The 20,149-nt window shown below is 64.7% G+C and carries 18 protein-coding genes; 13 read left to right on the plus strand and 5 right to left on the minus strand.

The annotated features are described in order from the left end of the window. The 5 genes from SX1_RS11090 to SX1_RS11110 form a co-directional block, all read left to right on the plus strand. Window positions 1–983: sulfatase family protein (locus SX1_RS11090; protein WP_019053035.1), on the plus strand; the 983-nt coding region annotated here is incomplete at its 5' end. Between the two features lie 86 nt (window positions 984–1,069). Next, window positions 1,070–2,797 carry a sulfatase family protein gene (locus SX1_RS11095; protein WP_019053036.1) on the plus strand — a complete coding sequence of 576 codons (1,728 nt, stop codon included), beginning with the start codon at window positions 1,070–1,072 and terminating at the stop codon, window positions 2,795–2,797. After that, window positions 2,794–4,689 (plus strand): sulfatase-like hydrolase/transferase, encoded by a 1,896-nt coding sequence (locus tag SX1_RS11100; RefSeq protein WP_019053037.1) that lies wholly within the window; start codon window positions 2,794–2,796, stop codon window positions 4,687–4,689. The genes SX1_RS11095 and SX1_RS11100 overlap by 4 nt, the downstream gene beginning before the upstream one ends. A 59-nt stretch (window positions 4,690–4,748) precedes the next feature. Further along, complete coding sequence (locus SX1_RS11105) at window positions 4,749–5,666, plus strand: formylglycine-generating enzyme family protein (protein ID WP_019053038.1); 918 nt, start codon at window positions 4,749–4,751, stop codon at window positions 5,664–5,666. A gap of 156 nt (window positions 5,667–5,822) precedes the next feature. Further along, a complete protein-coding gene (locus tag SX1_RS11110; RefSeq protein WP_019053039.1) occupies window positions 5,823–6,002 on the plus strand; it encodes a hypothetical protein in 180 nt (59 codons plus the stop codon). A 105-nt stretch (window positions 6,003–6,107) separates the two neighbouring features. On the opposite strand, the gene SX1_RS11115 is transcribed toward SX1_RS11110, so the two are convergent. Genes SX1_RS11115 through SX1_RS11125 form a run of 3 tightly spaced genes read right to left on the minus strand, consistent with a single transcriptional unit; the run spans window position 6,108 to window position 8,565 of the window. Next, window positions 6,108–7,472: a sensor histidine kinase gene (locus tag SX1_RS11115; protein WP_019053040.1), complete on the minus strand. Its 1,365-nt coding sequence runs from the start codon at window positions 7,470–7,472 to the stop codon at window positions 6,108–6,110. 24 nt (window positions 7,473–7,496) lie between these two features. Continuing rightward, entirely contained in the window at window positions 7,497–8,177 is a 681-nt protein-coding gene (locus tag SX1_RS11120) for a winged helix-turn-helix domain-containing protein (protein WP_017183901.1), read from the minus strand. Between the two features lie 13 nt (window positions 8,178–8,190). Beyond that, a complete protein-coding gene (locus tag SX1_RS11125; RefSeq protein ID WP_017183900.1) occupies window positions 8,191–8,565 on the minus strand; it encodes a PDZ domain-containing protein in 375 nt (124 codons plus the stop codon). A gap of 131 nt (window positions 8,566–8,696) precedes the next feature. On the opposite strand from SX1_RS11125, the gene SX1_RS11130 reads away from it, so the two are divergent. The 4 genes from SX1_RS11130 to SX1_RS11145 all read left to right on the plus strand — a co-directional run bounded on the left by SX1_RS11130 (window position 8,697) and on the right by SX1_RS11145 (window position 13,963). Continuing rightward, complete coding sequence (locus SX1_RS11130; protein WP_255209742.1) at window positions 8,697–9,431, plus strand: AcvB/VirJ family lysyl-phosphatidylglycerol hydrolase; 735 nt, start codon at window positions 8,697–8,699, stop codon at window positions 9,429–9,431. 3 nt (window positions 9,432–9,434) lie between these two features. After that, window positions 9,435–9,857, plus strand: a complete 423-nt coding sequence (locus tag SX1_RS11135; protein ID WP_017183898.1) for a DUF2147 domain-containing protein — start codon at window positions 9,435–9,437, stop codon at window positions 9,855–9,857. Window positions 9,858–9,865: 8 nt separating this feature from the next. Continuing rightward, complete coding sequence (mprF, locus tag SX1_RS11140; protein WP_370670735.1) at window positions 9,866–12,430, plus strand: bifunctional lysylphosphatidylglycerol flippase/synthetase MprF; 2,565 nt, start codon at window positions 9,866–9,868, stop codon at window positions 12,428–12,430. 99 nt (window positions 12,431–12,529) lie between these two features. Further along, complete coding sequence (locus SX1_RS11145; RefSeq protein ID WP_019053043.1) at window positions 12,530–13,963, plus strand: AcvB/VirJ family lysyl-phosphatidylglycerol hydrolase; 1,434 nt, start codon at window positions 12,530–12,532, stop codon at window positions 13,961–13,963. A gap of 10 nt (window positions 13,964–13,973) precedes the next feature. Here SX1_RS11145 and SX1_RS11150 read toward each other — a convergent pair whose 3' ends face one another. Continuing rightward, the gene (locus SX1_RS11150) at window positions 13,974–14,789 is read right to left on the minus strand and encodes an HpcH/HpaI aldolase/citrate lyase family protein (RefSeq protein ID WP_017183895.1); all 816 of its coding nucleotides are present in this window, start codon (window positions 14,787–14,789) and stop codon (window positions 13,974–13,976) included. 75 nt (window positions 14,790–14,864) lie between these two features. Between SX1_RS11150 and SX1_RS11155 the strand changes: the two genes are divergently transcribed. Further along, window positions 14,865–15,836 carry an SPFH domain-containing protein gene (locus SX1_RS11155; RefSeq protein WP_026002528.1) on the plus strand — a complete coding sequence of 324 codons (972 nt, stop codon included), beginning with the start codon at window positions 14,865–14,867 and terminating at the stop codon, window positions 15,834–15,836. A 295-nt stretch (window positions 15,837–16,131) separates the two neighbouring features. After that, the gene (locus SX1_RS11160) at window positions 16,132–16,575 is read left to right on the plus strand and encodes an NfeD family protein (RefSeq protein WP_019053044.1); all 444 of its coding nucleotides are present in this window, start codon (window positions 16,132–16,134) and stop codon (window positions 16,573–16,575) included. A gap of 149 nt (window positions 16,576–16,724) precedes the next feature. On the opposite strand, the gene SX1_RS11165 is transcribed toward SX1_RS11160, so the two are convergent. Then, window positions 16,725–17,447, minus strand: coding sequence for a hypothetical protein (locus SX1_RS11165; RefSeq protein WP_019053045.1), 723 nt, complete (start codon window positions 17,445–17,447; stop codon window positions 16,725–16,727). A gap of 292 nt (window positions 17,448–17,739) precedes the next feature. On the opposite strand from SX1_RS11165, the gene SX1_RS11170 reads away from it, so the two are divergent. Together SX1_RS11170 and SX1_RS11175 are read left to right on the plus strand one after the other, a co-directional pair. Then, complete coding sequence (locus SX1_RS11170; RefSeq protein ID WP_026149680.1) at window positions 17,740–18,201, plus strand: hypothetical protein; 462 nt, start codon at window positions 17,740–17,742, stop codon at window positions 18,199–18,201. A gap of 85 nt (window positions 18,202–18,286) precedes the next feature. Further along, window positions 18,287–20,125 (plus strand): DUF885 domain-containing protein, encoded by a 1,839-nt coding sequence (locus SX1_RS11175; RefSeq protein WP_019053047.1) that lies wholly within the window; start codon window positions 18,287–18,289, stop codon window positions 20,123–20,125. The last annotated feature ends 24 nt before the right edge of the window (window positions 20,126–20,149 follow it).

The raw sequence follows: 20,149 nt of genomic DNA on the forward strand, positions 1-20,149 counted from the left end.
GCCAATTTTTCGGCTTCCTGGCCGGGGAAACCAATTATGTCGATCCCGCCACGCCCGGCATCGTCACGACCCCGACCAAAGAGGATAAATATGAAATCGGCCCCCGCACCGGCAATCATGCCATGGTGGAAGGCCCGGATGCGCGCCCTGCGGACGATTTCTCGCGCTATCTGACCAACCAGATCACCGATCGCGCGGTCGATTTCATCACCCGCGCCACGGCGGACAAGAACAGCCCGTTTTTCGCCTATGTCGCCTACAACGCCCCGCATTGGCCGTTGCAGGTGCCGCAAAGCTATTATGACCGGTTCGCGCATATCAAGGATCCGGTGCGCCGCACCTACGTCGCGATGATCGCGGCGATGGACGATGGCGTAGGCCAGATACTCGATACGCTGGAAAAGCGCGGCGTGCGGGACAATACGATGGTCCTGTTCCTGTCCGACAATGGCTGCCCGCATCGCTTTGGCTTTTGCAATCCCGACCACCCCTTCGGCGCTGGCAAATTCACCTATCTGGAAGGCGGGGTGCGGGTGCCCTTCGTATTTTCATGGCCCGCGGGCCTCAAGACGCGCGGCATCAGCGCCAGCCCGGTTTCCTCGCTCGACATTGCGGCAACGGTGCTGCGCGCCGCAGACCCCTCCCATGCCCTGCCCAGGGAACTGGAAGGGCATGACCTGGTGACGACCGCGCGCAAGCCACAGCCCGACCGCCTGCTGGTCTGGGGGCAGGAGCCGGTCTATGCCGCGCGGCAGGGCGACAAGAAAGTCTGGCTCTCGCGCGACTGGAACCAGTCGCATCTTTACGATCTGAAGGCCGATCCCGCCGAAGAGCAGGATCTGTCGGCCAGGGATCCAAAGAATGACAAGCGACTGAAAGGCGCGATCGAGCGTTATCGCACATCGCTCCCCGCCCCGTTGTGGAAGCTCCATTCCACCCGCAAGGTGACGGTGAACGGGCGGGAGACGGAGATGGTCTATTGATGGACGGGCCGTTTCAGGGCCATTCCCGGCGTCATCGGAACGCCAGCCTATTATATCCAGTTAAAGCAGATTGAGAGGACCGCGCTGTGTCGAACAACAAGAAATGGGCACCCACGCTGCGCCGCGCGCTGACGGGCGCGGCCTGCATCATCGCCTGCTCTTTCACGGTGCCCGCCTCGATCGCCGCCGCGCCCAAAAAGGCCGCAACCGCCCCTACCCAGCAGCAGCGGCCCCGCAACATCATTTTCGTGCTCGTGGATGACCTGCGCTATGACGGCATGGGCTTCCTTCAGCCGGGCCTCCTCAAAACGCCGAACATCGACCGCATGGCAAAGGAAGGCAGCTATTTTCCCAACGCCGTCGTCACCTCCTCGCTATGCAGTCCCAGCCGCGCGACCATCCTGACCGGGCAAACCGCGCGCAACCACGGCATCGTCGACAATAATGACAGCAGCGAAGCGGGCCTCACTTACTTCCCCAGCTATTTGCAGCAGACCGGCTACAACACCGCCTTCTTCGGCAAATGGCATATGGGCAGCGAAACCGACGGCCCGCGCCCCGGCTTCGACAAATGGGTCAGCTTCAAGGGGCAGGGCAATTACTGGCCCGCAAAGGCGGAAAGCGCGCATAGCTCCCCCAACCTCAATGTCGATGGCAAGCCGGTGCCGCAGCAGGGCTATATCACTGACGAACTGACCGACTATGCGATGAACTGGCTGCAGAAGGAGCGCGATCCCAAAAAGCCCTTCTTCCTCTATCTCAGCCACAAGGGCGTCCATTCCGACCCCCTGCCCCCGCCGCGCTACGCGCATCAATATGACAAGGCGCGCTTCACCCTGCCCGCCAGCGCGGCGAACACGCCCCAGAATAATGAAGGCAAGCCGGTATGGGTGCGCAACCAGCGCAACAGCTGGCACGGCATCGATTTTTTCTACAATGCCGACGTGCCGATGACCGAATATCTCAAATATTATTACGGCACGCTGTCGGCGATCGACGACAGCCTTGGCCGGATCATGGACTATCTGCGCAAGAATGGACTGGACAAGGATACGCTGGTCGTTTTCACGTCCGACAATGGCTATATGGTCGGCGAACATGGGCTGATCGACAAACGCAACGCCTATCAGGCGTCGGTGCGCGTGCCGCTGCTGGTGTGGGAACCGGGCACGATCCCGGCGGCCACGGTCAATGAAGGCCGCATCCGCAATCTCGATTTCGCCCCGACCTTCCTCGATGTCGCGGGCGCTGCCCGCCCCGAACAGTTTGAAGGCAAGAGCGCGTGGGCGCTGTGGGAAGGCAAGCAGGCCGCCAAGGACTGGAAGCCGGGCGATTTCGTCTATGAATATTATTGGGAATATAATTTCCCGATGACGCCGGGCACCTTCGCCATCGAACGCGACAATGTGAAATATATCCAATATTACGGCGTCTGGGACACGGACGAACTGTACGATCTTAACACGGACCCGGACGAGATGCATAATCTCGTCAACGATCCGGCCTGGGCCGCGAAGAAACAGGAATTGCGCGTCGCGCTCTACCAGCAGCTTGCCGACCGCAATGGTCGCCACAACATCCCCTACAGCGCACGCCTGTCGATCGGCGCGGTGCGACGCGATATTGACGGCCCGCGCGCGGCCGATTTCCCCGCTGACTGGTATGTGAAGCCCAACCCCGTCGACCGGCTCGATCCGATCCTGCCCGACAGCCCCGCCAAGCTCAAGGCGCAGGCCGCTGGCAAGCCGCTCATCTACACTCTGCCGCTCAGCGAAGAATTGACGCGCCAGGTCCAGGGAAGCACCAAGCCATGACCCATGACATCTCCCGTCGCACCATATTGGGGTCAGCCGCTGGCCTCGCCGCCGCCGCAGGATCGGGCGCGCTGGCAAAGCCCGCCAAGGGTGAGCGCCCCAATATCCTGTGGATCGTGAGCGAGGATAATAATCCCTATATCGGCGCCTATGGCGACCGGCTGGCCCATACGCCCACGATCGACCGGCTGGCGAAAAAGGGTCTGTTGTACCGCAACGTCTATTCCAACGCGCCGGTCTGCGCGCCCTCGCGCTTTGGCATCCTGACCGGCGTCTATCCCGAAAGCTGCGCGCCTGCGAACCAGATGCGCGCCGTGGCAAAGCTCCCCAGGGACTTCCGCACCTATCCCGAACTGATGCGGGCGGCTGGCTATTTCTGCACCAACAACGCCAAGACCGACTATAATTGCGATGTCGATCCCAAGGCGATCTGGGATGGAGAAGGCAATGCGGCGCACTGGCGCTCGCGCACCGACAGGACGCAGCCCTTCATGGCCGTGTTCAACTATGAAACCACCCATGAATCCCGCCTGTTCAGTCCCACCCCTGGGCGGGTGACGCCGGACATGGTGACGCTGCCGCCGTTCCTGCCCGATACGCCGGGCATCCGGCAGGATTTCGCCAGCTATTATAACCTCATCGAAAAAATGGACGGCCAGCTGGCCGAACGGCTCGCCGAACTGGCGGCCGACGGGCTGGCCGACGATACGATCGTCTTTCATTATTCCGACAATGGCGGCGTCCTCGGCCGGTCCAAACGCTATTGCTATGATGAAGGCCTGCGGTGCGAAATGGTCGTCTATGTGCCGCCCAAATGGCGCCATTTGATGCCCGCCAAGCCGGGTAGTGAGATCGCCACCCCGGTCAGCTTCATCGACCTTGCCCCCACCGTCCTGTCGCTCGCCGGCGCGGCCCAGCCCAAACAGATGCGCGGCAAGCCGTTCCTTGGCCCCAAGGCGCGGCCACAGGCCGTCGCGTTCGGCATGCGCAACCGCATGGACGAGCGGATCGATTTCCAGCGCACCGTCACCGATGGCCGCTGGCGCTATATCCGCAACTATATGCCGCATCGTCCCTGGGGCCAGCATCAGGCGTTTGAATGGCTCGCCAAGGGCTATCAGGACTGGGAACAGGCGCATATCGACGGCACGCTGAACGCGGTGCAGGACCGCTTCTTCCAGACCAAGCCGTTCGAGGAACTGTACGACCTGTCGTCCGACCCGCACGAGATCAAGGATCTGGCGCGTGAACCGGCGCATGCCGCCACGCTCGCCAAATTCTCGCGGCTGCTCGACGATCATATGATCGCCATCAACGACAATGGCTTCCTGCCGGAGGATATGAAGGGCGAAGGCTGGGAAGACTCGCGCAATCCCGCGCTCTACCCGCTCAAGGACGTCATGGCGCTGGCCCATTCCGCCGCTGCCGCCCGGCCCGACAATCTGCCGCAACTGCGCGCGGCGCTCGCCAGCCCGGTAGAGGTCATTCGCTACTGGGGCGCCATGGGCCTGCTGATCCATGGCGATGCGGCGCGCCCGGCCCAGGCCGACATGCTGGCCCGGCTGAAGGCCGAATCATCCCCCCATGTCCGCATCCAGCTGGCCGAAGCCTTGGCCCGGCTGGGCGAAACGGCCGACTCGGTCCCGGCGCTCATCGCCTTGTGCGCGCCCTCGCAATCCTGGCAGGTCCGGCTCCATGCGATCAACGCGCTCACATTCATCGGCGAAGCGGCCCGCCCTGCCCTGCCCATCGCAAAGGTGGCGGAAAGCGATCCCAAGCTCTATCTTGCCAATGCGGCCCGCTATTTGCGACTGACGATGAACGGCGAATATACGCCATCGACGATCATTTTCGACCGGGAGGCGATGCGGGCGGCGGGTGGCCCTGGCTAGCCGACCATGGCCAGGCCGAACTGAGTGCAAGGACGATCGGATTGACTGACAAGAACGGAATGCGGTGGATCGAAGGCGGTGCCTTCCAGATGGGATCGGTCAATTTCTATCCAGAAGAAGCGCCGGTACGCACCGTGCGGGTGGACGGCTTCTGGATCGACGAAACCCCCGTCACCAACCGGGAATTCGCCGCTTTCGTCGATGCGACCGGCTATCGCAGCTTTGCCGAAATTCCGCCCGACCCCCGCGACTATCCGGGCATGGACCCGGCGCTGGCGGTGGCCGGATCGCTGCTGTTCCAGCGGACGGCGGGGCCGGTCGATCTGGGCGATTACAGCCAGTGGTGGACATTCAGCACCGGAACGGACTGGCGGCACCCGCATGGGCCCGACAGCAGCATCGCCGGGCTGGAGGATCATCCCGTGGTCCATGTCGCCTATCAGGATGTCGAAGCCTATGCCAAATGGGCGGGCAAGACCCTGCCTACGGAGGCGGAATGGGAATTTGCCGCGCGCGGCGGCATGGACGGCGCGGACTATGCCTGGGGCGACGAACTCGCGCCGGGCGGCGCCATGCTCGCCAATTACTGGCAGGGCGCCTTTCCCTACGGCAACACGCTGGAGGATGGCTATGAACGCACCTCGCCCGTGCGCAGCTATCCCGCCAATGGCTATGGCCTGTTCGACATGATCGGCAATGTCTGGGAATGGACGTCCGACTGGTACGGCCAGCCCCGGCTCGAACGCAAAAGCCGGGGCAGTTGCTGCGTTCCGGCCAACCCGCGCGGCGCGACGAAGCGCGAAAGCCTTGATCCCGCCGCACCGGACATCGCGATCCCGCGCAAGGTGCTCAAGGGCGGATCGCATCTGTGCGCCGCCAACTACTGCCAGCGCTACCGCCCGGCCGCCCGCCACGCACAGGCGATCGACAGTTCAACGAGCCATATCGGCTTCCGCTGCATTTCGCGTTCGCGCTGAACGGGGCGTCCGTCGCGGTGTCGGGATCGCCAACCAGATGACGGCCATCCCGTCGCGTCTGTCCGAAAGTTCATCTTCCGGTCACGCTCGCGACGGGGCGCTGCTGCCATAAGGATCAGGCAGTCCAGAAAGGACCGCTTGATAGGAGTTGAACCCATGAACACTCGCCTGATCCTGACCAGCCTGGCTTCCCTCGCCGTGGTCGCGACCCCGCTCGCCGCATCGGCCGCCACTGCCTCGGCCAAGCCTGCCCATCATGCCATGAAGCACAAGGCCGCCAAGAAGGTCTCGACGACGACCACCACCACGACCGCGACGAAGCCCGCCTCCAAATAAGCCGGTAACAGCCAGCCCCGCGACGGGAAGTCGGCATCGGGTGTCCCCCCTGTCGACCCGACCCGGCTCCCGTCGCCTGAACAGTGCCGTCGCGCCACCGCGCCCCTAAGCGGGGCGCCTGAGCAGCATTTCCACGGCAAATTGTTCGTCGCGGCGGTCGAATCGCACGTCTCCTCCGTGCATCCTCGCAACCGCCGCGATGAGAGAGAGACCGAGGCCGGCCCCTGCTATCCCCCTGGCAGGGTCCAGACGCCCGAAGCGGCGCAACGCCTCGGCCTCTCGTTCGGGCGCGATGCCCGCCCCCTGGTCCGCCAGCCCGACGATGACATCGTCCCCCTCGACCGTCAGGTACAGCGTCATCCGTCCCGCCCCATATTTCAGCGCATTGTCGATCAGGTTGGCGATCGCCTGCCCCAGCAATTCGCGATGGACCGGCAATGTGACGGGATGCGCGATCGATATGGCCAGCGTCCGCCCCTGATCCTCGCTCACCGGCTCGTACAATTCGCCCATGTCGATCAGCATGGCCGCCAGATCGGTCGCGACGAAACGGTCGCGTCCGATGCCCGCCTCCATCCGGCTGACCTCCAGCGCGGTCGCCAGCATCGCCAGCAACTGGTCGGCCTCCCGGCTGATCCCGTCGATCGCCTCGCGCAGGTCTGCCGGATTGTCCGACAGCATCGCCCGGTCGATCCGCGTCCGTAACCGGGTCAATGGCGATCGCAGGTCATGGGCGATGCTGTCCGTAACCGTCCGCAATTCCGCCAGCAGCGCACCGATCTGGTCCAGCATATTGTTGATCGTGCGCCCCAGCGTATCGAAACTGTCGCCCGATCCGTCCAGCGGCACGCGCCGGTCGATCTCGCCCGCGCCGACCCGCGCGGCGGTGGCTGCGATATGCCCGATTCGCCGGTCGATGATATGGACCACCAGCCATGCCGCGACGATGGCGAGCGGCAAAGCCATCAGCAGGGCTGTCAGCAACGTGCGTTCCACCGTCTCGCGGATCTGGTCGCTGTCGTCGGTGCTTTCGCCCACCATCAGGCGGCGGCCATCCCGCAATCGGGTGGCGACGATCGTGTAGGACAGGGCATCGGTGTCGCCGATGCGATACAGCTTCGCCTTGACCCCTTTGGTATCGGCGGGAATGACCGGCGGCCAGCCTGACAGATTGCCCGCGATCCGGCCGCCATCGGCTCGCGCGAGCAGCAGGACGGCGTCGCTTTCCTCCTGCGCCCGCGCGGTCACGGCGCTGGCCAGCGCGCGGTCCCCCTCCTGCCGCCCGATTTCCAGCAGCGTGTCGCGCGTGTCGCGCGCGATGGCATTGTCCGCCGCGTCCAGGCTGGCGTGGACCAGTTGCGTCACCGACAGCAGCAACGCGCCGCCAAAGACCAGCTCCAGCAGCAGGATCAGCCCGATGAATCGCGCATGGGACGATCGCAGCCAGCGCAGGGCGCGGGTGGCGGTCATTGGTCCAGCCTCATGCACCCGGCCTCATTCGCCCAGCCGATAGCCCGCGCCGCGCACGGTATGGATCAGGGGCTGGTCGCCATCGCCGTCGACCTTGCGGCGCAGGCGGCTGATATGCACGTCGATGACGTTGGTGCCGGGGTCGAAATGATAATCCCACACCCCTTCCAGCAACATCGTCCGGGTCACGACCTGCCCTGCATGACGCATCAGATATTCCAGCAGGCGAAACTCGCGCGGTTGCAGGTCGATGACGCGCGCATCGCGCCTGACCTCGCGCTTCAGCAGGTCCATGCGCAACGTGGCGCACATCAGGACCGTCTCGACATGCGTGCCGCTCCCGCGCCGCCGCATCAGCAGTTCCAGCCGTGCCAGCAACTCGGCAAAGGCGAAGGGCTTGACCAGATAATCGTCCGATCCCGCGGTCAGCCCCGTCACCCGGTCATCGACCGATCCGAGCGCGGACAGCAGGATGACCGGCGTTTCGATTCCGGCAGCCCGCAGCGCGCCCAGCACCGCCAGCCCGTCCATGCCCGGCAACATCCGGTCCAGAATGATCGCGTCATAGCCGCCGTCGGTCGCCATGAACAGGCCGTCGCGGCCATTGGCGGCATGGTCGCCGACATGGCCATGTTCGGCCAGCCCCTTCATGATGAAGTCGGCGGTCGTCCGGTCATCCTCTACCAGCAAAATCTTGCGACCCATGGGATTGATCCTTCTAACCGATGCTGGCCTTGCCGCACTGCCAGATTATCGCCCGATAGGGAATGCCATGCCGCGCCAGCATCAGCGGCATGGCGCAATGCCCCGGCGCGCGCACCAGTCTGCGCACCGCCTCCAGCGTCGTTGCCGGTCGCCCCGCCATGCCGGTCAGCTGATCGCCTACCGCGATGCCATCGCGATCGGCGACACCGCCGCTGCGCAGGCTGGTCACCACGATATGATGGCGCTCGTCCTCGCCCAGCGTCAGCCCCATGCGATCGCTCACCGCCGTAGGGGCCGATGGCGCGCGCTCTAACCGGGTCGCCAGCAGCGGCGCAAAGGACGCCAGCAATATCGCGACGGCATAGAAGGGGCGGGCGGACCAGATCATGATCGTCCTTCTAGCCCATGGCCCTCGTCCCCGCGCTGTCCGGTACATGACATAGAGTTCATGCAAAGGTCACCGATGCGATGGATAAGCCGGCGCAAAAGGGCGACGATAACAGACCAGAGGCCCGACAGATGATGCGCAAGTCTAAAAAGCGATGGATAGCAGGGATCGGCGCGCTGCTGGTGGTGATCGCGCTCAAACTCGTCTGGCTCGGCTATCTGGGCGGCGACCTTTTCACGCCGATGCGCCCGGCCCATTATCAGCCGCAACCTTTAGCCCCGGTCGCGATCCTGTGGTCGGGCGACATGGGATTTCGTGTCGGCATGGGGCCAAAGGTCGCGGCCAGGCTGGTCGCGGACGGCGTGCCGGTCGTCGGCGTCAATTCGCTCAGCTATTTCGGAACGACCCGCACCGCCGCCGATGCGTACGCGCTGCTGGAATCGGCGATCGCCCAGGCTCGCAAGATCAACCCAAGGGGGCGGCTGTTGCTCGTTGGCCAATCCTATGGCGCGGACATGCTGCATGTCGCGCTCAGCAAATTGCCGCGCGCCGATCGGTCGTCGATCGGACTGGTCGCGCTGGTCGTACCGGGGGCGACGGTCCAATACAGGGCGTCCCCATCGGAAATCTTCACCTTCGCCATGGCGGAATCGGACGCATGGCCGACCGCGCGTCAAATCACCTGGACGCCGCTGCTGTGCATTCAGGGGCGCGAGGAAGCGTCCAGCCTCTGCCCGCTGCTGCATCAGCCCAACGCCCGGTCCGTGGCCTTGCCCGGCGGCCATCGGCTGAATGGCGATATCGACGCCGTCTATGGCACGTTGCGCGCGGCGATGGTCCGCGCCCATCTTGTGGGACGGTCGTAAACCATGCCGCGCCTTGGCCATTGGCTGATCGTCGCCAGTCCCCTGATCCTGAGTGCCCTGTTCCTGCCGCGGCCCGGCCTTGCGGCGGAACCGATCGAGGGCAACTGGGTCAATCCCCATGGCAGCGTGGTCGTGACGACGGGCGCCTGCCGCGACGCGCTGTGCGGCTGGGTGCGCTGGGCCGACGGCCACGCGACCGCTGATGCGGCCGATGCCGGGGTCGCGCATCTGGTCGGCACCGCATTGCTGCAGGATTATCATTATCGCGGGCCGGGGCGCTGGTCCGGCTATGTATTCGTGCCTGACAAGGGTCGCAGCTTTTCCTCCACGATCGAGCAACTCGATGCCGATCGATTGAAGATATCGGGTTGCCTGTTTCGCGGCTGGCTGTGCAAAAGCCAGATATGGACGCGGCAACGGGGGTGAAGAACAGCATGACCGATCGCACGATGGCGGGTCACCCGTTCCAGCGGTATCGCATGGCCCTGTCGGTGGGCATCGTCATATTGCTGGCCGCGCTGGGCTTCGTCGCGCTCGACCATCTGTTGCAGGAGGTCCATCTGCATCAGGTCCGGGCGGCCTGGCACGCGCTGCCGACCACCGGCCTGCTGGCGGCGGCGGCGCTGACGGCGATCAGCTATCTGACGCTGACCCTCTATGACGTATCGGCGCTGCGGGCGATCGGCCGCCCCCTGCCCTATCGCACCGCGGCGCTGGCATCCTTCACCAGCTATACGCTCAGCCATAATCTTGGCCTGTCGCTGCTGACGGGCGGATCGGCCCGCTACCGCATCTATACGGCGGCGGGCCTGTCGCTCAGCGACATTGCGCGCGTGGTGACGATCGCCAGCGCCACTTTCTGGAGCGGGGTGTTCGTGCTGGCAGGCGCGATGCTGGTCTGGCGTCCGCAAATGATGGCGATCGGCGCGCTGGCCGGGTCGACGGACCTGCTGCGGGGGCTGGGCATCGCGCTGCTGCTCGCGATCGCCGGCCTTGCCGTCTGGGCAGGACGGCGCGGACGCACGATCCGGCTGCGCGGCTGGAGCGTCCCGGTCCCGCCAGCCACCGGCATCCTGGCGCAGATCGGCATCGGTACGATGGATATTGCCGCGGCCAGCGCCGCGCTGTTCGTCCTGGTCCCCGGCATCGGCCTTGACCAATGGCCCGCCTTCTTCATCGGCTATACGCTGGCGATCATCGCCGTCCTCATCACCCATGTCCCAGGCGGCATCGGCGTATTTGAGGCCGTGATGCTGGCCGCGCTGCCCGGCACGGGTCGGCCGGAACTGGTCGCCGCGCTGCTCGCCTATCGCCTGATCTATTATATCGCGCCCCTGCTGCTGGCCGTTGCGATCGTCCTGTTTCAGGCTGGCAATCGCTGGCATCGGCCGATCGCGCGCACGCTGGGCGGCATGCGGGTCGTCGCCTCCGGCCTTGCGCCCATGATGATGGCCGCGCTCGTCTTTCTGGGCGGCGCGGTGCTGCTGGTGTCGGGATCGCTGCCGACCGTACCGGGCCGGGCCGCAACGCTCTCCACCCTGCTGCCCCTGCCCTTTACCGAAATATCGCATCTCGCGGGCAGCCTCGTGGGCGCGGCGCTGCTGATCCTGTCCTCTGGCCTCTATCGGCGGCTGGACGGGGCCTTCTGGCTGACGCGCCTGCTGTTGATCGCTGGCGCAGCCTTTTCGCTGCTCAAGGGGCTGGATTATGAGGAAGCGGTCGTGATGCTCCTCATCGCGGGCGCACTGCAATGGACCCGCCCGGCCTTCTATCGCCAGACGCACCTGCTGGCCGAAGCCTTTTCGCCGGGCTGGCTGGCGACCGTCGCGGTGATGGTCGGCCTGTCGATATGGATCGGCTTCTTCGCCTACAAGCATGTGGATTATCAGAACGACCTGTGGTGGCAATTTGCCCGGCGCGGGGATGCGTCGCGCTTCCTGCGGGCCAGCTTTGCCGTGGCCATCCTGCTGGCGGGCGTCGCCTTCCTGCGCCTTTTCCGCCCCGCCGCGCCTGTCCGGCAGGACATCAACGCCGCCATCGGCCCAAGCGAAGCGGCAATGGCGCTGGCCCAGCGGACCGACGCCAATCTCGCGCTGACCGGCGACAAGCGCTTCCTGCTGTCCGCCACGGGCCAGTCCTTCCTGATGTATCAGATACGCGGCCATAGCTGGATCGTGATGGGCGATCCCGTCGGCGCCGAAGCGGAATGGAGCGACCTGCTCTGGATCTTTCGCGAACAGGTCGATGCCGCGCAGGGTCGCCTGCTGCTTTACCAGATCAGCGCCGTCGCCCTGCCCCTGGCGATCGAACTGGGGTTGCAGATCACCAAATATGGCGAAGAGGCGCATGTCCCGCTCGACCGTTTCACACTGGACGGGCCTGATGCCAAGCCGCTGCGCTACGCCGAACGGCGCGCCACGCGGGAAGGCGCGACCTTCGACATCGTCCCGGCCGAAAAGCTGGCTGGCGTCATGGACGAACTGGCGGACATTTCGGCGCATTGGCTGGCGGCCAAGCGGCACCGGGAAAAGGGGTTCAGCGTTGGCCGCTTCGATCCCGCCTATATGGCTCATTTCGATTGCGCCGTCGTGCGCGTGCAGGGCAGGATCGTCGCCTTCGCCAATATCTGGAAAACGCAGGATCGATCGGAACTGTCGGTCGACCTGATGCGCCATCGCGACGACATGCCCTATGGCACGATGGATTTTCTGTTCGTCCATCTGATGCAATGGGGACAGGCGCAGGGCTATGGCTGGTTCAACCTCGGCATGGCGCCCCTTTCGGGGCTGGAGGCGCGGCGGCTGGCACCCTTATGGTCGCGGCTGGGGGCGATGCTCTACCAGCATGGCAACGCCCTGTACGGCTTTGAAGGGCTGCGCGCCTATAAGGAGAAATTCTCGCCCGAATGGGATGCGCGCTTCGTCGCCGGGCCGCAGGGGCTGACCTTCGCCCGTACCCTGATCGATCTTCAGGCGCTGGTCGGCAGCGGCGGCGGATAGGGCCATCCCCCTCTATATGACGAACTTGTCATCCGCCCGTTAATGGCGGGACAGTTGCGTTCGCGCATGGTGCATCCTGGTCATTAGGGGTTACCGCTCATGCGCAAGATCATTCGCACCATGTCCAGCCTCGTCGCCGGATGCCTGCTGGTCGTCACCGGGGTCGGCGCGCCGGTCCGCGCTTCGGCCGACAGGGGCGTCAGGGAAACCGCCTACAGCCTGGCGCCCTTTGGCGGAATCCGCCTCTACCGCCCCGACGGCCAACCCCGCGCGACCGCTCTGTTCCTGTCCGGCGACGGCGGATGGAATGCGGGCACCGCCGCGATGGCGCGCGATCTGGCGAACCGCGGCTTGCTGGTGGCGGGCGTGTCCACCCCCACATTGATGCGCACGCTGGAGCGGCAGCGGGATCGCTGCATCGACCCCAACTATGCCCTTGTCGCCCTGTCGCGCGATGTCCAGCATCGCGCGGGCGTCCATGCCTATGTGAAGCCCCTCATCATCGGCTATTCCGCTGGCGCGACGGTCGCCTATGCCAGTCTGGCGCAATGGCCCAACGGGGCGTATCGCGCGGTCCTGTCGCTGGGGTTCAGCGCCGACATCCCCGGCAAAAAGCCCTGGTGTTCAGCGCCCGGCTTTCGCGCCCATGCCATCGCAAAGCCAGTGCGCGGGTGGCTGTTTGCCCCCAACCGCCAGATCGATCTGCCCTGGATCGTGGTGCAGGGGCAGCGCGACACGGTGGTCGATTTCGCCGCCGCCCGGCGCTTCGTCGCCCAAGTCCCCCATGCCCGCCTGATCGACCTGCCGCAGGGCGACCATGATTTTGCCGATCGCGCCCGCTGGATGCCGCGCGTGATGGCGACGCTGGCGCCGATGCTCAATCGCGTCGACGCGGCCAATGTCGACGACCTGCCGCTCAACATCGTGACGCCCGCCCCGCGCGCGACCCATGACGACAGGATGGCGGTCATCTATTCGGGCGATGGCGGCTGGGTCGGGCTGGATCGCGACATTGCCGGCCAGCTGGCGGCGAAGGGCATTCCGGTCGTCGGCATCGACAGCCTGTCCTATTTCTGGAGCCAGCGGACGCCGGCGGGCGCGGGGCAGGATCTGCGCCGCATCATCGCCGCCTACAGCGCACGCTGGAACCGGCCGCGCGTCATGCTGATCGGCTATAGTTTCGGCGCGGACGCGCTGCCCGCCATCATGGGCACGCTCGATCCGCAGACGCGCGACCAGATCGCCAGCCTGTCGCTGCTGGGGCTTGGACCAACTGCCGATTTTCAGTTCCACCTCGCCTCATGGCTGAACCTTGATTCAGCGCAGGCCCAGCCGACCGTGCCCGCGATCATGCGCCTGCGCGACGTGCCCATTCGCTGCATCCGCGGCACGCTGGAGCAGGACAGCGCCTGTCCCGCCATTCCGCGCGGCCTGGCGACGCAGATCGTCGTGCCGGGCGGCCATCATTTCGACCGCAACGCCGCGCTGCTCGCCAACATCGTCCTCAACCCGGCATTACGGCAGAGGGTGTGACGCGAAAGCCTTACGCCCCCACCGCGTCCCCCCGCGCCACCAGAGCGCGCGCTTCCTCGACATGCATCGTCTCGATCATCCGCCCCTCGAACCGCTCCGCCCCGCCGGTCGCCGCCTCGATCAGCCGCCTTGCGTCGGCCAGCGCCTGCGCATCCGGCCCGAACACCTCGTTGGCCACCGCCACCTGTGCGGGATGGATCAGCGTCTTGCCGTCAAAGCCCAGATGGTGACCGGCAATGCATTCCGCCGCCAGCCCGTCCAGATCGTCCAGCCGGTTATAGACCCCGTCGAACACCGCGATGCCCGCCGCCCGCGCCGCCAGCACCACCGTCTGCATCGCGAGGGTCAGCCCTTCGCGCCCCGCACCGGCGGGTATGCCAAGGTCGCGGCGCAGATCATTGACGCCGATGAACAGCGCCGCGCACCCTTCGCCCGCCGCGATCGACGGCGCGGCTAGCACGCCCTTTGCGCTTTCGATCATCGCGATCACCGGCTTTTGCGCCACGCTGAACACGTCGCGCACCTGCTTGGCATTCTCAACCTTGGGCAGCACCACATAGTCGGCGCTCGCCCCCTTCATCGCGACCATCTCCATGCCGTGCCAGGGCGTCCCTTCCACATTGATCCGCACGCCGGTGATGCGCCCGCCAAAGCCTTCGGCCAGCGCCGCCACCGCCCCGGCGCGCGCATCCGCCTTCGCCTCGTCCGGCACGGCATCCTCCAGGTCCAGTATCACCATGTCGCACGGCAGGCTGCGCGCCTTGGTAATGGCGCGCGCATTGGATGCGGGCAGGAACAGCAGCGAACGGGCATGACGCAGCAACATCGAAACTCTCCTTGGTTTGACTTTCCCCGTTAACGAATAAAGCGCATAGTCCAAGCCTGTTTCGGGGAGACCATGATGCTGACGACCTTCGCCCTCACACTTACAGCGCTCGTGCTCTTCTACCTCGCCGTCAGCGTAAAGGTGGTGCGGCAGGGCTATCAATATACGATCGAACGCTTCGGCCGTTTCACCGAAGTCGCCAGGCCCGGCCTCAATTTCTACCCCGCCTTCTTCTACGCGGTCGGTCGCAAGATCAACATGATGGAACAGGTGGTCGACATTCCGGGCCAGGAAATCATCACCAAGGATAACGCCATGGTGTCGGTCGATGGCGTCGTGTTCTTTCAGGTGCTGGACGCGGCGAAGGCGGCCTATGAAGTGTCCGAACTCTATGTCGCGATCATGCAGCTCGCCACCACCAACCTGCGCACTGTCATGGGCTCCATGGACCTCGACGAAACCCTCTCGAAACGCGACGAGATCAACGCCCGGCTGCTGTCGGTGGTCGATCATGCGACCAACGCCTGGGGCATCAAGATCACCCGCGTGGAGCTCAAGGACATCCGCCCGCCCGCCGACATCGTCAACGCCATGGGCCGCCAGATGAAGGCCGAACGCGAAAAGCGCGCCCTGATCTTGGAATCAGAAGGGCTACGCGCATCGGAAATCCTGAAAGCCGAAGGCGCCAAACAATCGCAGATATTGGAAGCCGAAGGTCGCCGCGAAGCCGCCTTCCGCGACGCCGAAGCCCGCGAGCGCGAGGCGGAGGCCGAAGCCAAGGCGACGCAGATGGTGTCCGACGCCATTTCGGCGGGCAACCCGCAGGCGCTCAATTACTTCATCGCGCAAAAATATACCGAAGCCGTCAGCCAGTTCGCCACCAGCCCCAATGCCAAGACCATCCTCTTCCCCGTGGAGGCGACCCAGCTGATCGGCACGCTTGGCGGCATCGGCGCGCTGGCGAAGGAAGCGCTGGGCAGCGACGGCACCCCCACGCCAACCCCGCCCGCCCCCCGGCGCGGCCCCTTCGGCCAGAGCCAGGGGTAAGCGCGATGGGCGCGCCCATGGCTCTTGGCCCCTCCCCTTCAGGTTCAAACTCCGCCACACCCCCACCTCCGTTCGTTTCGAGCGTAGTCGAGAAACGTCGCACACCGGTTTCTCGACTACGCTCGAAACGAACGGACCTTGTGTCCAGCCACCAACCACCCCGTCATCCCCGCGAAGGCGGGGACCCATCTCCCAACCTCTCCACCCAACGCCACGCTTGCGAGACGGATTGGCTGACGCCGCACATCGTTCACCGCCCGCATGGGCATGACGGAAGCAAAGAGACCCCCGCCCCATGACCATCGCTACCCTGCTCGAAGATCATTGGGCCTGGCTGGTATTCGCCGCCCTGCTGGGCATCGCCGAAGTGATGATCCCCGGCGTGTTCCTGATCTGGATCGCCATCGCCGCCGCCATCACCGGCCTGGCCGCGCTCGCCCTGCCCATCGGCCTGCCGCTGCAACTGCTGATCTTCGCCGCCCTCAGCATCGCCGCCGTCTGGGCCGGTCGCCGCTGGTACGCCGACCACCCCGTCGCCTCCACCGACCCCCTCCTCAACGACCGCACCGCCCGCCTGATCGGCCAGACCGTCACCGTGGTGGAGCCGATTGTCGGCGGCGAAGGCCGCGTCAAAGTCGGCGACAGCGTCTGGACCGCGCTAGGCCCGGACGCAGATGCGGGCGCACGGGTGCGCGTGATCGCGGCGGAGGGGACGGCGTTAAGGGTGGAGGGGAGTTAGGTAGGGCTGCCAGTCTCGGCGATCGAACGCGATAATCTTGCGCCGAAAAAGGACCAGTGTTCCGGACGACAATCAAAACGTCTGCTCGGAATGATGAGGCACCAGTCAGCGTCTGAGTGTCCTATCCAAGCGAGTAAGTCATCTCACACTTATACGGCTCGTCGAAGCCTCCCTCGCTGATATTTGGCGCGCATCGCTGCAAGCCATTTTGGATAAGAGCGAGAGATAATTTCGTGTTTGGCATGTTCCAATTTTGAATAATGCCCGTCGAAATCACGCTCAAACGCGCCGACGCCGACCGCCAAATCGTGAATAATCTGTGAGAGATACTCTAGAAGCCGATGCTTACATTTAACAGAATGGGCATTTTCTCCGTTCATCTGCTGGGTAAGCGCAGGGGAATAATCATCGTTTTCGGAATTAAGTGGCCTCACCCATTGCCCGTGGGCGAGTTTATTGCGCAATTCGATTATAGGTCGTAGATCATCGTCTATAATGTTCAGGAGCGCCGCATAACGGGCTCTCGGAGTGAAAGGGAGAGTTTGTGAAATATTAGCGAACGGAATTTGATATCGCTTCCTGAATCCTTGTTCCAACGCGGCTTTCCAAATTTCAATTTGCGGTCCTGCGCTTATTATCTGCTGCCGTTCGGCAGAAGTGAATCCATTGGGCTCAAACAGCATCTTCCTTAGACGGTTTTCCGCCCATGCTCCGAGCAGAAGCATTGTTGTCTTAAGCAAAGCATCTGACGTGGTGTCGTCGCACCGTGAGAGAGAAGCGTTTAGCTCACGCTGCATTCGTTCGAGCGCTGTATCAACCGCGCGCAAATTCTTCACGTGGGCTTTGTAGAGATTCTCAGGCGTCGCTGGCATTCATGTCATCCCCGGTCATCAAAAGGCACCCAGCAAATGCCTTTTGATGACCGGGAATCGAACCCAGTTAGACTCCCCAGAGGGCGTGTTTCCATTACACCATCATCCGACGTCACTATTGTCAGCCTTGGAGAGTGAGGTCAATGTTGCGCAGCCGAATGTCCGACGAACGTGTAGATTTTGACCTATTACTGAGAAGATGAAAGGCAAGCTTCAGGCAATCGTATACACCGCCCAAGCAACAACCACACCCCCTGTCCTACACCCCGCCTCCCATGCCATGCTCCCCGTCATGCCCAACGCTCCCAACCTGCTCCGCTTCACCCCGGTCCCGCTTCAGCGCCGTGCGCGCGGATGGACGCCTGATGCGCAGGCGGCGTTTATCGCCGCGCTGGCCCAGTGCGGCATTGTCGCGCATGCGGCGCGCAGCGTGGGCTGTTCGCCGCGCTCGGCCTATCATCTGCGTGCGCGGCCCGGCGCGGACAGTTTCGCCGCGGCGTGGGACTGGGCGATCGAAATGGGGCTGGATGCCGCGCGGGATCGCGCGATGGCGCTGATCCATGACGATGCGCCGCGACCGCTATACCGGGGCAGGCGGGAGGTCGGCTATCGCACCGGGCCGGACCATCGCATCATGTTCGCGGCGCTGCGCTCGCTGGCGGGCGACGTTGAAGGGCTGCGCGCGCATATGCCCCATCGTGTGCGGATCGACCAGCGCGAGCAGACGGAACAGGCACGCAGCGATTTGTTATGATCTGTCGCCAGTAGGAAATATCATGTCGCATTTGCCGGGAAATATGCGAAGTTAAGCGGCAACTATCCTATCCCGGAGCGCTTGCATGACTGCCACTCGCCGCGATTTCCTCGTCGCTGGTTCCTCCGCCTTCGCCCTGACTGCGCTGCCCGCCTGCGCTGCCGACGCCCTTGCATCCGGCCCGGACGCCCGCGCCGAAGCGACCCTTTCCGCCATGGCCGAAGCGATGCTGGTCGATGCGCCCGAAAGCGCCAGCGGCCTTGGCATCGACACTGGCCCGCGCGCCGCGCTCAAGCATCGGCTCGGCAATAAAAGCCCGGCGGGCCAGACGCAGATCGCCGCCCATGTGACCGACCGCCTGAGCAAGCTCCGCGCCATCGACCTTGCCCCGCTCTCCCCTGTCACCCGCACCAATGTGGAGGTCGCCCGCGCCGCGCACGAACTGGCGGCGGAAGGGTTCGCCTTCCCCTTTGGCGACATGGCGATCATGAACAGCAACTGGTCCTACCGCAGCGCGCCCTATGCCGTTGCGCAGAATACCGGCAGCTTTGTCGAGACCCCCGATTTCCTCGACAGCAACCACGCCATCGCCAACCCCGCCGACGCCGACGCCTATCTCGACCGGCTCACCGCCTATGCCGCCAATCTGGCCGGCGAAACGCAGCGATTGCGCCATGATGCGGGCATCGGCGTCAGCGCCCCCGCCTTCCTGCTCGACAAGAGCATTGCCCAGATGGAGGCGGTGCGCGCCCTGCCGCTCGACCAATGGGTGCCGGTCGCCTCCATCGCCCGCCGCACCGCGTCGATGCCGGGCGACTATGGGGCAAGAGCGCTTCAGATCGTGCGGGACAAGGTCGCCCCGGCGCTCGCCGCCCAGGTCGCCGAACTCAAGCGCCAGCGCGCCACCGCCACCATGGACGCGGGCGTGTGGAAACTGCCCGAAGGGGAGGCCTATTATGCCTGGGCGCTCAAAGCCGGGACCACGACCACCATGTCGCCCGAAGAAGTGCACCAACTGGGGCTGGAGCAACTGGCCGCCCTCCAATCCGAAATGGACGGGCTGCTGAAAGGGCTGGGCATGACCCAAGGGACCGTCGGCGAACGCATGACCGCGATGGGCAAAGACCCGCGCTACCTCTTCCCCAATGACGATACGGGGCGCGCGCAGATATTGGCCTATATCGACGGTCGCCTGACCGACATCCGTACCCGCCTGCCCCGCGCCTTCGCCACGCTGGTCCCCGCCAAACTGGTCGTCAAGCGCGTGCCGGTGGAGATCGAGGCGGGCGCGCCCGGCGCCTATGCCGGGGCCGGATCGATCGACGGGACGACGCCCGGCAACTATTATATCAACCTGCGCGACACCAGCATCTGGCCGCGCTACGGCCTGCCGACGCTGACCTATCATGAAGGCATACCGGGCCATATCTGGCAGGGCGAATATACCTACAAACTGCCGCTGATCCGGTCGCTGCTGGCCTTCAACGCCTATAGCGAGGGCTGGGCGCTCTACGCCGAACAGTTGGGCGACGAACTGGGCGCCTATGACGGCGATGTCGCCGGGCGGCTGGGCTATCTCCAGTCGATCGCCTATCGCTGCTGCCGTCTGGTGGTGGACACCGGCCTCCACGCCAAACGCTGGACCCGCGACAAGGCGATCCACTGGTTCGCCACCACCAACGGATCGACGGTCGAGGATGTCCAGGCCGAAGTCGACCGCTACTGCGCCTGGCCGGGTCAGGCCTGCGGCTACAAGGTCGGCCATGGCGAAATCAACCGCCTGCGCAGCATGGCCAAGGCCGCGCTGGGCGACCGCTTCGACTTCCGCCTGTTCAACGACGCCGTGGTCAAGGGCGGCGGCGTGCCCATGACCGTGCTGGCCGGCCATGTCAACGCATGGGTGGCGGAGCGGAAGCGCGGTTAGGTTCAAAAAGCAACGTGCTCCCGC

It is taken from the genome of Sphingobium xenophagum NBRC 107872 (assembly GCF_000367345.1).
GTDB lineage: Bacteria > Pseudomonadota > Alphaproteobacteria > Sphingomonadales > Sphingomonadaceae > Sphingobium > Sphingobium xenophagum.